General features: G+C 41.5%; 13 protein-coding genes and 5 tRNA genes. 10 read left to right on the top strand and 8 right to left on the bottom strand.

Annotation, left to right across the window (positions count from 1 at the left end; all coding sequences use genetic code 11):
• Positions 1-25: 25 nt before the first annotated feature.
• The 5 genes from OFO01_RS02565 to OFO01_RS02545 all read left to right on the top strand — a co-directional run bounded on the left by OFO01_RS02565 (position 26) and on the right by OFO01_RS02545 (position 3,394).
• Entirely contained in the window at positions 26-1,447 is a 1,422-nt protein-coding gene (locus tag OFO01_RS02565; protein ID WP_270858615.1) for an SPFH domain-containing protein, read from the top strand.
• Positions 1,448-1,542: 95 nt separating this feature from the next.
• Positions 1,543-1,983 (top strand): MarR family winged helix-turn-helix transcriptional regulator, encoded by a 441-nt coding sequence (locus OFO01_RS02560; protein WP_270858614.1) that lies wholly within the window; start codon positions 1,543-1,545, stop codon positions 1,981-1,983.
• 16 nt (positions 1,984-1,999) lie between these two features.
• Positions 2,000-2,530: an ester cyclase gene (locus tag OFO01_RS02555; RefSeq protein WP_270858613.1), complete on the top strand. Its 531-nt coding sequence runs from the start codon at positions 2,000-2,002 to the stop codon at positions 2,528-2,530.
• Between the two features lie 19 nt (positions 2,531-2,549).
• A complete protein-coding gene (locus OFO01_RS02550; protein ID WP_270858612.1) occupies positions 2,550-2,936 on the top strand; it encodes a cupin domain-containing protein in 387 nt (128 codons plus the stop codon).
• Positions 2,937-3,049: 113 nt separating this feature from the next.
• A complete protein-coding gene (locus OFO01_RS02545) occupies positions 3,050-3,394 on the top strand; it encodes a phenylpyruvate tautomerase MIF-related protein (protein WP_270858611.1) in 345 nt (114 codons plus the stop codon).
• Positions 3,395-3,658: 264 nt separating this feature from the next.
• Here the strand turns inward: OFO01_RS02545 and OFO01_RS02540 are convergent.
• The 5 genes from OFO01_RS02540 to OFO01_RS02520 all read right to left on the bottom strand — a co-directional run bounded on the left by OFO01_RS02540 (position 3,659) and on the right by OFO01_RS02520 (position 4,204).
• Positions 3,659-3,746 (bottom strand) — tRNA-Ser (locus OFO01_RS02540).
• A gap of 6 nt (positions 3,747-3,752) precedes the next feature.
• The gene (locus OFO01_RS02535; protein WP_270858610.1) at positions 3,753-3,905 is read right to left on the bottom strand and encodes a hypothetical protein; all 153 of its coding nucleotides are present in this window, start codon (positions 3,903-3,905) and stop codon (positions 3,753-3,755) included.
• A gap of 18 nt (positions 3,906-3,923) precedes the next feature.
• Positions 3,924-3,997 (bottom strand) — tRNA-Cys (locus tag OFO01_RS02530).
• Positions 3,998-4,015: 18 nt separating this feature from the next.
• Positions 4,016-4,105, bottom strand: a tRNA-Leu gene (locus OFO01_RS02525).
• Positions 4,106-4,129: 24 nt separating this feature from the next.
• Positions 4,130-4,204: transfer RNA gene (locus tag OFO01_RS02520), tRNA-Gly, on the bottom strand.
• Between the two features lie 115 nt (positions 4,205-4,319).
• On the opposite strand from OFO01_RS02520, the gene OFO01_RS02515 reads away from it, so the two are divergent.
• A tRNA-Ala gene (locus OFO01_RS02515) sits at positions 4,320-4,395 on the top strand.
• Positions 4,396-4,632: 237 nt separating this feature from the next.
• Positions 4,633-5,085, top strand: a complete 453-nt coding sequence (locus tag OFO01_RS02510) for a type II secretion system protein (RefSeq protein WP_270858609.1) — start codon at positions 4,633-4,635, stop codon at positions 5,083-5,085.
• 58 nt (positions 5,086-5,143) lie between these two features.
• Here the strand turns inward: OFO01_RS02510 and OFO01_RS02505 are convergent, their stop codons facing one another.
• Entirely contained in the window at positions 5,144-5,950 is an 807-nt protein-coding gene (locus OFO01_RS02505) for a transporter substrate-binding domain-containing protein (protein ID WP_270858608.1), read from the bottom strand.
• Positions 5,951-6,175: 225 nt separating this feature from the next.
• Between OFO01_RS02505 and OFO01_RS02500 the strand changes: the two genes are divergently transcribed.
• Together OFO01_RS02500 and OFO01_RS02495 are read left to right on the top strand one after the other, a co-directional pair.
• Positions 6,176-7,174, top strand: a complete 999-nt coding sequence (locus OFO01_RS02500; RefSeq protein ID WP_270858607.1) for a putative transporter — start codon at positions 6,176-6,178, stop codon at positions 7,172-7,174.
• Between the two features lie 8 nt (positions 7,175-7,182).
• The gene (locus tag OFO01_RS02495) at positions 7,183-8,283 is read left to right on the top strand and encodes an Mbeg1-like protein (RefSeq protein WP_270858606.1); all 1,101 of its coding nucleotides are present in this window, start codon (positions 7,183-7,185) and stop codon (positions 8,281-8,283) included.
• 34 nt (positions 8,284-8,317) lie between these two features.
• Here OFO01_RS02495 and OFO01_RS02490 read toward each other — a convergent pair whose 3' ends face one another.
• Together OFO01_RS02490 and purB are read right to left on the bottom strand one after the other, a co-directional pair.
• On the bottom strand, positions 8,318-10,693 hold the full coding sequence (locus OFO01_RS02490) for a ribonucleoside-diphosphate reductase subunit alpha (protein ID WP_270858605.1): 2,376 nt from the start codon (positions 10,691-10,693) through the stop codon (positions 8,318-8,320).
• A 185-nt stretch (positions 10,694-10,878) separates the two neighbouring features.
• Entirely contained in the window at positions 10,879-12,207 is a 1,329-nt protein-coding gene (gene purB, locus OFO01_RS02485) for an adenylosuccinate lyase (protein ID WP_270858604.1), read from the bottom strand.
• A gap of 148 nt (positions 12,208-12,355) precedes the next feature.
• On the opposite strand from purB, the gene OFO01_RS02480 reads away from it, so the two are divergent.
• The gene (locus OFO01_RS02480; RefSeq protein ID WP_333720417.1) at positions 12,356-13,183 is read left to right on the top strand and encodes an RluA family pseudouridine synthase; all 828 of its coding nucleotides are present in this window, start codon (positions 12,356-12,358) and stop codon (positions 13,181-13,183) included.
• The last annotated feature ends 162 nt before the right edge of the window (positions 13,184-13,345 follow it).

Below are 13,345 nucleotides of genomic sequence, written 5' to 3'. Positions count from 1 at the left end.
TTAAATTTTATTACAAGGAGGGGTGATGTTTTCGCCTGTTTTGATTGGATTTGGTGGCGGTTTGGTCGCTATTGTAGTCATTTGTGTGCTTGCAGCTATGTATTTTAGGACCGTCGTGGAGACAAACGAGGTTCATATCGTCCAAAGCGCGCGTAAAACGCAAAGTTTTGGCAAAGACACTGGAAATGGAAATGTGTATTATAATTTCCCAGGTTGGGTGCCGATTTTAGGCGTTAGCAAGATAATTTTGCCAGTTTCAGTATTTAGTATCAAAATCGAGGCTTACGAGGCTTACGATGTGGGTAGGTTGCCATTTGTCGTGGATATCACGGCGTTTTTCCGCATTGCTGATTCAAATTTAGCCGCCCAAAGGGTCAAAGATTTCGACGATCTCAAAAAGCAACTCACAGATATTATCCAAGGCTCAATCCGCTCGATTTTAGCCAAACGAGAGCTCGAAGAAATTCTTACAATCCGCTCAGCCCTAGGCGAGGATTTCACTGTTTCGGTTCAATCTCAGCTCGAAAACTGGGGCATTGCGCCTGTGAAAAATATCGAATTAATGGATATTAAAGACAAAGATGGCGAAAAGGTTATTTTCAACATAATGGAAAAGAAAAAATCTGCTATCGAAAAAGACAGCCGTGTCGAGGTTGCCGAAAACCGCAAACGCGCCCAAATCGCTGAAATCGAAGCCAAAAGAGAAACCGAAATCAAAGAGCAAGAAGCCCTAAAACTCGTAGGCCTTAAAACCGTCGAGCAAGAGCGCGAGGTCGCAATCAGCAAAGAACAAGCCAAACAAGTGGTAAAAGAGCAGGAAAAAATCACCCAAGAAAAGGCAATGGAGGTCGTGCGCGTCCAAGATGTCAAAAAAGCAGAGATTAAAAAGCAAGTAGAAATCGTCCAAGCCGAGCAAGAACAGCGCAAAATCGAAATCGACGCAGAGGCCAAGAAAACAGCCAAAATCAAGGAAGCCGAAGCCCAAAAAGAAAATCAAATCCTAATCGCGCAAGGCGATAAAGAAAGGCAGTTTTTGGAGGCGGCTGCGCTTTTAGAAATCAAAGACAAAGAGAGCCAAGGTATCGCAAAAATCGGTTCTGCTGAGGCTGAGGCTTTGAGATTAAAAGAGCTAGCCCCTGTCAATGCGCAAATCGAGCTAGCGCGCGAAATCGGCGAAAACGAGGGCTATCAAACATATCTAATCTCAATCGAGCAAATCAAGGCTAACCGCGATATCGGCTTAGAGCAGGCCAAAGCCCTAACTAGCGCAGATTTAAAAATCATCGCAAACAACGGCAATGTAAGCGAGGGGCTAAATTCGCTTGGTAGCGTGCTAAGCACGAGTGGTGGCACAAAAATCGCCTCCATGCTAGAAGGGCTAGCCCAAAGCGAGCTAGGAAAACAGCTTGTCGATAAAATCACCAAACCAAAAGAGGGCGAGAAATAAAATTTAACCCCAAATTTGGGGTTAAATTTTATTTATTTTATCTTGACATTAATTTGAAATCTAACTATAATACGCCCTAAATTTTAGGGGCAAAAATGAAAAAAGAACGCAAAAGCATATTTTTAAGCGCACAGCTTGTAAGAGAGGCGAACGATTACATTATAAACGAATTTAAAAGGCTTGAAATTTTAGGGATTTCACCCAGCCACGGGGATATTTTTCACTATCTTTTTGGGGGTAAAATTTTAAGTCCAGCCCAAATCGCCACTAAAATCAACCGCACAAAAGCAACTGTTACAACCCTGCTTGATAGGCTTGAAATGGACGGCTATTTGGTGCGAGAAAAGGACAAAAACGACGCAAGAAGCGTAAATGTAAAACTCACGCCAAAAGGTGAGAGTTTAAAGCCGAAATTTGATGAAATTTCAAAGAATTTAAATAAAATTTTAGCGAAAAATTTTAGCGAATTTGAATTGGACGCGCTAGATACGCTTTTAAGCCGTGCAATTAAAAATTTTAATAAAAAAATTAATTAGATATCAAAGGAAATTTATGAAAAAATTTGCGATTTTTGCTGTTTTGGTGGGTCAAATTTTATGCGCTAATTCAAATTTAGCCCAAAGCTTAGAGCCAAATTTTAACCAAATTTGCTACCAAAGCAGGGCCAAATCCGAGTGCAACAAAGAGGCGATGGCATACTTCCAAACCGCCATAAATACCGCTGATACCGCCTTGGCAGAGAAGCTAATAAACCAAAACGCTACATTTTTCACCCCAGTTTCCAAAGACCCGCTTTATGGCGGCGCAGGGTATATCTCGGTGGTAAATTTCATGAGACAAAGCTTCCCTGATATCAAATGGCAAATCAAAGATATCGTCGCAAACGACGCTGTGGTGGCTGTTTTGTGGGAGTGTAGCGGCACACATGAGAGGGGCGAATTTTACGGCAAAAAGGCGGACGGAGCGAAATTTTCGTTTAGCACGATGAATTTTTACTATTTTGACGAAAATGGCAAAATCACAAACGATGTCGCAGGCGAGGGGCTTGCGGGGCTTTTAATCGATCTTGAAATTTTAAAATAATCTTATTTAAGGAGAAAAAATGAAAAACTATACTTTTGCAAGGCTTGATAGCAACGAGCGCGTTGAGTTCAAAGAGCTTTTAAGTCTAAGTGGCTGTGAGATTAGCCTAAACACATTGCCTGCTGGCATTAGCGTGCCTTTCGTGCATGCGCACCAACAAAACGAGGAAGTTTATATTATCTTAGAGGGCAATGGCAAGCTCTTCATCGACGGCGAGGAAATCGCGATTAAAAAGGGCGATATTTTCAAAATCGATCCAAGTGGCGAACGCTGTATCAGCGCTGGCGATGAGACGATTAGATTTCTTTGTATCCAGGTCAAAGCAGGCTCTTTGGAGCAATACACCGACACTGACGGCGTTTTGCGCGAGGGGATTAAGCCAAGCTGGCTATTTAATGTAAAATAGTGGAATTTGGAAATTCCGCTTCGTGGGCTTGTAATACTGCGCCCGAATTTTAAAATTCGGCGCAAAATTTGAAATTTGCGAAGTGGGGAAAATTTAAAATTTAAGGGGTTTTTATGCCGTATATCGATGCGAAATTTAGCGCGAAATTTGATGAAAAAACACGCGCAAATCTGGCGGGCGCACTTTGCAAGGCTGTGGCAGAGGCGTTTGGCAAAAAAAGTGAGAGCATAATGAGTGCGGTAGAGTGCGACAAGGCGCTTTTTACCTCGAAAAACGCGCTAGATAGCGGCGCGTATATCGCAATCTCGCTGCTAGGAACTAGCGTAGAAAAGCAAAAATGCGAGGTTTGCGTTAGGCTTGTGAGCGAGGCGTTGCGTGGCTTTGCTATAAATCCTGATGAGGTGTATGTGACATTTCACCCGATCCCGCTGTGGGGCAGAGGCGAGAAGATGTTTTAGGGTGAAATTCGCCGGGTCTGTCATTGCGAGGCGTGATAGCGCCGAAGCAATCCAGGGAAATTCAGATAAATTTCAATTCTTAAAATTTTAAATTCGCTATAAATTTTACTGGATTGCCACGCTCGTTACACTCGCTCGCAATGACAAATTAAATAAAATTTTGCTCGTAATGGCGCGAAATACAAATAAAATTCCATGCTAAATTTGCAAAATTTTATAATTTCTCCAAAATTCACAACAAAAATTTAAAAGGATTTAAAAAAGTGGCCGGGAGATAGGGATTCGAACCCCAGGAGGTGTTACCCTCAACGGTTTTCAAGACCGCCGCTTTCGACCGCTCAGCCATCTCCCGATAGAATTATTCTGTTTTTTCGCTGACCCACTCTGCGCCGTTATGAACCTTTTCTTTGGTCCATTGACCAGCGTTTTTTGAGTCTTGTTTCACGCCTTGCCATGTGTTTGAACACCCGCTAAACGCCAAAACTAAAAGTATCGTAACTATATATTTCATAGACTCTCCTTGTTGTTTTGGAAGCGACACCCGGATTCGAACCGGGGATCAAGGCTTTGCAGGCCCATGCCTTACCGCTTGGCTATGTCGCCACACTAAGCCGTTTTTGGTGGTGCCCGGAGCCGGACTTGAACCGGCACGGAAGAAAAAATTCCGAGGGATTTTAAGTCCCTTGCGTCTACCAATTCCGCCATCCGGGCACATTTTCAACACATACAAAATCATGGAGCGGGAAACGAGAGTCGAACTCGCGACATCAACCATGGCAAGGTTGCGCTCTACCACTGAGCTATTCCCGCATCAAAAACGAAAGCTGATTTTAGCAAATTAAAACTTAAAATTTTATTTTATTTGCAAAATTTCTGTTTTTTAAATTCATTATAAGCTAAAAAGTGTAAAATTACAGAGCTTTTTGGGGTTATAGCTCAGCTGGGAGAGCGCTTGAATGGCATTCAAGAGGTCGGCGGTTCGATCCCGCTTAACTCCACCATTTTATTTTAAATCCACACCCATTTAACACTGCGCCGAATTTCAAATTTCGTAAATTTTGTCATCGTTAGTGAAGCGAAATGAGCGTGCTAATCTAGTAAAATTTAGAGAATTTTAAAAATTTGAGAATTGAAATTTGTTTGAATTTCGCTATATTGTTTGCCCGCGATGACAAACCAGCCAAATTTACAAAATTTCATCATTAAATGCTATACTCGAAAAAACAAAAGGAAATCCTATGAAAAAAGCATTTAGTATGGTTGAGCTTGTTTTTGTGATTGTGATTGTTGGGATTTTGGTTGGCGTTGCGCTTCCACGCTTACAAGCTTCGAGAGATGATGCCTTGGTCGTGGCGGCCAAAAACGACCTAAAAACCGCACTTAGCGATGTCATCGCCTATAATCTCACGCAGGGGCGGTATTCGACCAATATCAAAGACATGACGAGCGTGGATTTTAAAAACAGCGTTTTTCGCGTGAAAAAGCGGGATTGTTTGAAGTTTATTTTCCATGGCATGAGCGTTATGGAGGTGCGGATAGACCGCGCTGGGCTGTGCGGGAGAGTGCTAGAAGGCTCTGCGGTCGAACCATACCTCAAAATGGACGCAGGAGGGCTCAAACACAGCGATAGCGTCTCATATATCCCGCTGGATAGTTCGACGATTTCGGCGATAAATGGAGCGAAATTTTAGAGGGATTTGCAAATTTTAAAATTTAATGTAGAATTTTGGGCAAAATTTGCCCAAAATTTTAGAAAAACGATTTATAAACATTGTCGAGTAGGAAGTATTTTTTATCAATCGTGCCCTTGTAAAACGGCTCGAAGGTCTCGTTATAGGCTTTTGTGAAAAATCCCTCTTTGCTTAGAGCAATGATTTGCTCGTTTAAAAATTCAAGCAAACTTGTGTTTCCTTTTTGGATTGCGATTGATAGAAAAACGGTGTTGCCAAGGTTTGAGAGTTTGACCTCCATTGTGGGGTCAAAAATCGGATAAGCATAGACAAAAAGGTTGTTATTGACATAGCCGTCAAGTTCGCCATTTTTGACTTTTTTATAGCAATCGACGCTGTCGTTGCAGTAAGTGATAGGAATCCCCTCTTTATTTAAAAATGCTTCGCCTGTGGTTTTAAGCAATGCGCCGATTTTTTTGCCTTTTAAATCCAAGACGGATTTGATGTCGCTACCTTTTCTGGTGAGAAGACCCAAATTTACAGTAAAATACGGAGCCGTGAAGTCGGCTAAATGGGCGCGCTCTGGCGTTACAGACACAGCGGCAACTATCATATCAGCTTTATTTTCTTGCAAAAGCGGAAAACGCACATCGTTGGTAACGCCCATGAGACTTATGTGGCCTTGTTTCTCGCCAAAAATCCTTTTTGCCAAAATTTCGGCAAGCTCGACCTCGAACCCCTCAAATTTACCATTGACAAGCTCGCCAAATGGCGGTTCAGCGTCATACACGCCGATACGGATTTCACCTCGCGCTCTAATCTCATCGAGCGAATACGAAAATGCGCTTGTCGCAAGGACAGCCAATGCCAAAAGAAACTTTTTCATGGTATTTCCTTTTTGTAATTTTGCGCAAATTTGCGCCTGGCAAATTGAAATTTGCAACTTTTGCGGGGGGGGATTTACTCCTTTTTGATATTTTATCGCAAAGAGTAGCGAAAATTTAATTAAAATTTAATAATACATATTACAAATTTAATTTAAATTTTACAAAAATTTCAAAATTTAATAAATTTCAGTAAAATCACGGATTAAATTTCACAAAGGCGGGTAATGTTTTCATCGTTTTTTAAAAGCAAAAAATGGCGAATTTTGGCTTGGGGCGGACTAATTTTTATACTCGGTATTAATCTTTTTCAAACCATTTTAAATGTCAAATTTAACGAGTGGTATAGGGCGTTTTACGATATGGGTGGTGAGATCGACAAACACACGATTGACGAGTTTTATGAGGCTATGCTTTTGTTTTTGTGGCTTGCGATGTGGTTTATAGCAGCGGCAGTTTCAGAGCGCTATATCACGCGCGTATGGGTGCTAAAATGGCGCGAGGCGATGACATTTTCATACATTGGCTTTTGGCGCAGGGTAGAGCGCGATATCGAGGGTAGCTCTCAGCGTATCCAAGAGGATATTTATCGTTTCACAAAAACGCTCGAAGATGTCGGCATGCGAATTGTCTATGCCTTTATGACGCTCTTTGCGTTTATTCCGATTTTATGGGGGCTAAGTAGCGGGATAAATTTGCCCTTTATCAAGGATATTCCGGGCTCTCTTGTTTGGATTGCGCTAGCTGTGAGCGTGGGTGGGCTTGGCGTATCGTGGTTCGTGGGACGCTACCTGCCACGCCTAGAATACAACAATCAAAAGGTCGAAGCGGCCTTTCGAAAAGAGCTAGTTTTTGCCGAGGAAGATAAGGCAAACTATGGTAGCGAGGATAAAATTTACTCGCTTTTTGACAAGCTTAAATTTAACTACCACAAGCTCTTTTTGCACTATTTGTATTTCGATACTTGGCTTCACACTTACTCGCAAATCCTTATCATCGTGCCATATCTCATCATGGGGCCAGGGCTTTTTACCAAGGTAATCACGCTTGGCGTGCTAATCCAAACAGCAAATGCCTTTAACAAAGTGCGCCAAAGTTTTAGCGTATTTACGGAGAATTGGACGACGATAACCGAACTTCGCTCGATCCACATGAGGCTTAGCGAGTTTGAAAAAAATATAGGCTATGATCCGTGTCTTGCGCTTGAAAATGAGAGTAAAATTTAAGGCAAAAAATGGCGAATATAAATGATTATCTATTTTGGCGTGGGGATTTGAAATTTGGCATAGGGTGCGAATTTAACGAGCTTGACGCACTTGTTTTGGCACGATTTTCGTATTTGCCATTTCATAAAATTTCATTTACGCCAAATTCTAGCATAGGCAAAATTTGCCAAAATTTGCAAAATTTGAGTGATAGCGAGTTTTTGTGGGACGGCGATAAGGACCTTGCTATAAATTTAGCCAAAAGCGAGCGATTTGGGGATTTGATAGTAAGTGATTTTCAGCGAAACAACGACAAAGAGGCAATTAGCCAATTTGGCGCAGTCTGTATCCATACTGACATAGATGAAGTTTTCATCTCATATCTAGGCACGGATAATTCGATTTTGGGCTGGCAAGAGGACTTTAATATGGCGTTTATGAGGGATCTGCCTTGTCAAATACTTGGCGCACAGTATTTGGAAAAAATCGCTTCAAAATATCCACAAAAACGCCTCAAAATTGCAGGGCACTCAAAGGGCGGAAATGTGGCGATTTATGCTTCGCTTCTTGCGCCAAAAAATATCCAAGAGCGTATTTGCAAGGTCTATAACTACGACGGACCGGGATTTTGGGATAAATTTTATGAGCAAAATTCCAATGCTGAAATTTTAGGCAAAATCCAAACCTATATCCCACAAAAATCGATTATCGGCAATCTGTTTTCGCACAAAGAGAGTGTTAAAATCGTGCAAAGTAGGGCGCGAGGGCTGTTGCAACACGATATTTTTACGTGGGAAGTAGGCAAAAACGATTTTATTTATGTGCCAAATCTAACGCGCACGAGCGAGATTATCGATGAGACACTAAGTCAGTTTTTGCGCACGACAAGCCCATTTTCACGCAAAATTGCAATCGAGGCAGTATTTGAGATGCTAAACTCGACAAACGCGCAAACTTTTGTAGAAATTCCACAAAATTTAAGTGCAAATTTAACCCAAATTCTCAAAAAATATGGCGAAATTCCAAAAGAAGATAAAAAAATGATAGCAAAAATGTTAGGCAAAATTTTGCGCTCTTATATCAAAGTTTCTAGGCAAAATTTAAAGACAAAAATCAAAAATTTGAAGTGAAATAGGGGATAAAATGGCAAATTTTGCCATTTTATTACTGACACCCTTCACACTCGATACTTCTGTCTGCGACATCGGAGTTGAAATCATCAGTTGAAGGGCTTTCGCTTCGCAGATAATATGTCGATTTAATGCCAAGCTCCCACGCAAGGGTGTAAATGTCATTTAGCACCTTACCGCTAGCCTTATCAAGCGTGATGAAAATATTTAGGCTTTGACCCTGATCTATCCATTTTTGGCGGATTGCACCCGCTTTTATAAGCAGTCGCTGGTCTAGCTCGTATGCTGGAACATAGGCTTGCCAAGTATCTGGGCTTAGATTTGGCACGACAACAGGAATCATACCGCTTAGGTTGTGTTCAAACCATTTGCGTTTATAAACAGGCTCGATAGTCTGCGTTGTGCCGACTAAAATCGAAATCGATGAAGTCGGCGCAATCGCCATTAAATAGCCGTTTCTCATGCCGTCTTTTTTGACTTTTGCGCGAAGTGCGTCCCAGTCGCAAGAGTTATCTTCAAAAAGCCCCCCACGACCGACTAATTTTTTAGCATTTTCGTTTGCTAAATCGATTGGGAAAATTCCTTGCGACCATTTTGAGCCCTCAAATTCAGGGTATTTGCCCTTTTCAAGAGCTAAATTTGATGAAGCGTAAATGGCGTTGTAACTTATGTTTTCCATGATTTTATCGATTGTCTCAAAATGCTCGTAACTTCCCCAAATAATGCCCTTTTCGGCAAGCATTTGCGCTTCGCCCATTACGCCTAAGCCTATGGCGCGAGAGCGTAAATTCGTGCGTTTTACCTTTGCGTGTGGGTAAAAATTTAGCTCGATTACATTATCTAGCATTCGCACGGCGATCGGCACGACGCGTTTTATGTCTTCTTGGGTGTGAATTTTGCTTAAATTTATGCTTGCGAGATTGCAAACTGCCGTTGCGCCCTCATCTACGCCCTTTTCGACGATGAAAATGTCTTTGCCGTTTATCGTATCAAGTGCCGTGATTTTTTTGGCTTTTTTGGTGATTTTGCCATTTACCACTACTTCTTCGTTTTCTTCAAAAAGCTCTTCCGTGCCGTCAGCATAGACGATTTTAGTTTTGTAGTGGTTTGCCTGTGTATTTTGAAAAATTTCGGTGCATAAATTCGAGCTTCTAATAATGCCTTTGTGCGAATTTGGATTTACCCTATTTGCGTTATCTTTAAAGCACAAAAACGGCATTCCCGTCTCAAAATAGCTTGTTAATATCTTTTTCCAAAGCTCTTTTGCCATAACGGTTGATTTGCTGATATTTGGGTCGTTTTCGTAGGCGATATATTTTGCTTCAAATTCTTCGCCCCATACATCGCACAAATCAGCCACATCGACAGGGTCAAAAAGCGTCCATTTTTCGTTATTTGCTAGGCGTTTCATAAATAAATCGTTTATCCACAAAGCAGGGAAAATTTCATGCGCCCTACGGCGTTCTTCGCCCGAGTTTTTACGCAAATCCAAAAAGTCGTTTATATCCATGTGCCACGGCTCGATATACACGGCGATTGCGCCTTTTCTGGTGCCTAGTTGATCCACAGCCACGGCTATGTCGTTTGTGATTTTTAGGAAAGGTATTATGCCACCGGCTGCGTTTTTGTGTCCGTCTATGCTACCGCCCATTGCGCGGACTTTGCACCAGTCCCAGCCGATACCGCCACCGAATTTTGATAAAAGCGCCATTTCTTTGTAGCTATCAAAAATTCCTTCGATATTATCTGGCGTGCTTCCTACATAACAGCTTGAAAGCTGGTGGCGTGTAGTTCTAGCATTTGAGAGTGTCGGAGTGGCTAACATGACTTCAAATTTGCTTATTAAATCATAAAATTTTTTCGCCCAGCCTTGGCTGTCTAGCTCATTTTGCGCCAAAAACATAGCTATCGCCATAAACATGTGCTGTGGAAGCTCAATCGGTTTTGCTTGTCTGTCTTTTATGAGATAGCGGTCATAAAGCGTTTTAATGCCAAGATAGGTAAATTGTAAATCGCGCTCTGGCTTAATGTAGGCGTCTAAGTCGTCTAGGTTGTATTTTTCTTTTAGCCCTAGCATGATGCGACCCTCGCTCTCACCGCGCTCAAAGTAGGTTTGAAGCGATTGATAGCCGGTGAAGCCAGATACTTTGTGATACAAATCATAAAGGAAAAGTCGCGCTGCCACAAATGTCCAGTTTGGGCGGTCTATGTCGATTTTATCGACGGCGGTTTTGATAAGGGTTTGCTGGATTTCCTCTGTGGTAATCATATCGCGAAACTGAATTTTCGCATCGACTTCTAGCTCGCTAAGGCTGACATTTTCTAGCCCTGCTACCGCGTCCCCAGTGAATTTTTTGATTTTTGAAATATCGAGTTCTTCGGTTCTACCGTTGCGTTTAATAACTTTCATTTTTGCGTCCGTTTCTAAGAAAAAATAATTGTGCGATTGTATCTTTTTAAAGCTTATGATTTAAGAAAATTTATCAAAATTTAGCTTCGAAGTTTTGCTAAATTTCAAGTTAAATTATTATGGGAAAATTTGGCTATTTTTTGATTTTATGATAGAAAATTTAGCCCAAAATGGGCTAAATTTATTTACCCAAACACACGGGCGAAAATCTTATCCACATTTTTGGTGTAATATCCATAATCAAAGCAAGATTTAATCTCATCTTCGCTCAAAGCTTTTCGCAAATCATCATCGGCTAGTAAATTTTGCAAATACAAACTAGCTCCGTTTTCATCGATAGCTTTTTTGCCTTCTTGCAGATCCGCCCAAACTTTCATCGCGTTTCTTTGCACGATTTTATAGGCTTCTTCGCGGCTCAAACCTTTTTTAGGAAGTTCTAGCAAAACTCTTTGCGAAAAAACTAGTCCGCCCGTTAAATTTAAATTTTTCATCATATTTTCAGGATAAACGACTAAATTTTCGATCAAATTTGCAAGGCGATTTAGCATAAAATCAGCCGTTACAAAGCCATCTGGCAGTATAAATCTCTCAACCGAGCTGTGGCTAATATCCCGCTCATGCCACAAAGCGACATTTTCCATAGCAGGGATCGCCATACTTCGCAAAACCCTGCAAAGCCCGGTTACATTTTCGCTAAGCACCGGATTTCGTTTGTGTGGCATTGCCGAGCTTCCTTTTTGTCCGGTAGCGAAATACTCTTCGCACTCATAAACTTCTGTTCTTTGGTAGTGGCGGATTGCCACGGCGATTTTCTCGCAACTTGAAGCCAAAATTGCCAAAGCGTTCATCACTTGTGCGTAGCGATCTCTTTGTATGACTTGGTTTGACGCTGGGGCTGGTTTTAAGCCTAGATTTTGGCAAACTAGCTCTTCAAGCTCTAATGGAGCGTGAGCGAAATTTCCCATTGCACCGCTGATTTGACCCACACTTATGACGCCATAAGCGTGTTTTATCAGCTCTAATGCGCGGTTAATTTCATCATGCCAAATCGCCAAAACTAAGCCAAAAGTTATCGGTTCGCCGTGAATTCCGTGGCTTCTGCCGACCATAAGCGTATTTTTGTGCTTCATCGCTTGATTTTTGATTGCTGATTTTAGGGCTTCGATGTCAGCGATAATCAAATCCAAGCTATCTTTTATCTGCAACGCCACAGCCGTATCGATACAATCGCTACTTGTCATACCATAATGCACAAATCTGCTCTCTTCGCCCAAGCTCTCGCTCACGCTGGTTAAAAACGCAATCACATCGTGCTTTGTCGTTTTTTCGATTTCGTCTATGCGTTCGACGCTAAATTTAGCGTTTTTGCAGATTTTTTCGCAGTCGCTATCCGGGATAAAGCCAAGCTTGTTCCACGCCTTGACTGCTGCCAACTCCACTTTTAGCCAAGCGTCGTATTTGGCAAATTGCGTCCATTTGTCTTTCATAATTTTTCGTGCGTATCGCTCTACCATTTTTGTGCCTTTATTTGAAATTTGATATAATCCAAAATTATATTAAAAAAGGGCTGAAAACTTAGTTAATATGGCGTATGAGAAATTTAGTTTAGGCGAATTTTCGAATCGGCGAATTTTTGAGATTTTGCTGGGTTTGGGACACGATATGAAAAGCGCTCAAAGGCTTTGCGACAAGGGCAGGGTGCTGGACGGCTCAGGCGTGGTAATGGCAAAAAACAGCGTGGCAAATGGGGAGATTTTTTTGATAGATTATAAATGTGAGCCGAAGGGAGCGCGCGCGATTTTTGAATGCGAAGAATTTGCCGTTTTTGACAAACCTAGCGGAGTGCTAAGCCACCCAAATGGCAGGCATTGCAAATATTCGCTTTATGATGAAATTTGGTCGCTTTACGGTCGCTCTGCGGCGGTCGTGCATAGGCTCGATAAAGAGACAAGCGGCGTGATACTGGTCGCAAAAAATTTGGCTAGTTTAAATGCATTGAAAATGCTTTTTGAAAATAGGGCAGTGAAAAAATCATATTTTGCTTTGGTGAGCGGGAGAGTAGAGCGAGAATTTGTAATCGATGAGCCAATAAGCGAGAGTTTAGAAACCGACGAAGTAATGATTAAAATGCGAATTTGCGAAAATGGCAAAAAGGCGATAACCGAGATTTATCCGATAGAATATTTTAGCGAATTTAATGCGACTTTGGTTCGAGCCGTGCCGCTTACCGGAAGACAGCATCAAATTCGTTTGCATTTGTTTCATGTGAAACACAAAATTTTAGGTGACCCACTTTACGGGACTGACACGGCGACTTTCGAAGCGATTTTGGACGAGAAATTAAGCGTGAGTGAGCGGATAAATCTAACAGGCGCTTCTAGGCTTTGCTTACATGCAGCGAATTTGCGCTTCGAATTTAACGGGAAAATTTATGATATTCAAACAAAGGCTGATTTTAAAAGCGAGTTTTTGAAAGCGTTAAAATTTTGAAACAAAACGGATATAAAAATATTGCCTCAATAAATTCTGTATTTATTACAAATTCCTAAATTTGATAAACTGATTGATATTATGAAAAAACAGTAGCCAAATCAGCTAAAATTTGCAAATTTAAGCAAATTTTAGGGGGGGGGGGGGGGTAAAATATGGGAA

The organism is Campylobacter sp. JMF_01 NE2, assembly GCF_027737365.1.
GTDB lineage: Bacteria > Campylobacterota > Campylobacteria > Campylobacterales > Campylobacteraceae > Campylobacter_B.
This window is presented reverse-complemented; position numbering and strand designations above follow the sequence as displayed.